A 1,425-nucleotide genomic window follows, 5' to 3' on the forward strand; every position below is an offset into this window, starting at 1 on the left:
GTAAAGTTGAGCATTCTCAATAGAAATAGCAATTTGTGCAGATAAAAGTTTTAACAATTCTAGGCGATCGGTAGTAAAAGCCCCCTCAGTCAAATTATTTTCCAAATAAAGAAGACCAGTCAGCTTACCTTGGTGTAGCAGAGGAGTACAAAGAATAGACTTCGGTTGAGTAGCTGCAATATAAGGATCGCGAGTAAATTGTCCTTCAACAGCAGCATTATTTAACACCACATTTTCCTGAGTGCGAATCACATAATTGGCGATCGCACAAGCCAGCAAAGGAGTACCCCCAGAAGCTGCTGTCGGATTGAGAGGAAGCGATTGCAGCACACTAACTTCATCCTCATTCACCGAACCTTCCGCCTCTAGCGCCCAGTTTCCCCCTTTTTCTAAAATCAAAAAACCTTTTTGCGCCCCCGCATTCTCGATCGCAATTTTCATCAATCTTTCCAGCAACCTACTCAAAACAATTTCACCCGAAATCGCTTGAGAAGCTTTCATCACCGTAGCTAAATCTAGCGTCTCACCCAAATTGTTGCTAGTAGTCGCCGTCGTAGTGCGATTAACTTTAGTTTGAGTAGTTGTCTTCCCTGAAGTTCTCGCAATTAATTGAGGATATTTTTCCTCCAAACTCTCAACCTTACGTTTAGCACCCCAGTATTGGTAGCCATAGTGAGCTTTAGTCAAATAGATTTGGGCAAATTCTTCTTTATCCTTCCCCAACCAAAACTTAGCAGCAAGTTCCGCAGCCAGCGCTTCATTCTGAATAAAATCATCCTCCCTAGCCTCAGCTATCGCCCGATCATACAAATCCATCGCCTCCAAATCTCGGCCTGAAATCCTCGCCATTTCTGCCCCCACTAGCGAGAATTTATGTGCGAAACTTCCCCAGCAGTTATCCGCCCAAATTTTGATTTGTTTCTGATTAGCTTCTAATTGCTCCCAGTAATCTTTTCGCTCCGACTCAGAAACCTCTGAATACAAAGCCGTTAAGATCAGACAACGGTAAAAATGATAGTGAGCACTAGAAATATGACCCATCAAATAATCAATAAGTTCAGCAGCGCGATCCGATGCTTCTAGCGCCTCACTATACAGTCCGTAAAGATATAAAGTCTGCGCTTTTAAAACATAAAACTCGCACAGCGCCGCCATACTTTTACGACTGTGAAAATTTTCTAAATGCAGTTCTTCGCTAACATCATCCTCTTCGCCCATCAAATTTAAAATCGCTATCTTATTAGCAATAATAATATCAATCGCCCAGAAGTTTTTAGTTTGCTCGCAAAAATGGAGCGACTTGCCAATATCTTCCAAAAGGTTATTCAAATTCATGCCCTGAAAGAAATAGGTAATAGTTTGAAACATCCGGTTATAACCCGTCCATTGCAAATTGCCCGATTGCAAGCCAACTTTATAACCTTC

At 41.9% G+C, this 1,425-nt stretch carries 1 protein-coding gene; it reads right to left on the reverse strand.

The genetic code is table 11. The annotated features are described in order from the left end of the window. Nucleotides 1-1,425: GAF domain-containing protein (locus QUA10_RS29000; RefSeq protein WP_333086493.1), on the reverse strand; the 1,425-nt coding region annotated here is incomplete at both ends.

Origin of the sequence: Microcoleus sp. Pol8_D6 (assembly GCF_036700965.1) — a bacterium.
In the GTDB taxonomy this organism is placed as follows: domain Bacteria; phylum Cyanobacteriota; class Cyanobacteriia; order Cyanobacteriales; family Microcoleaceae; genus Microcoleus.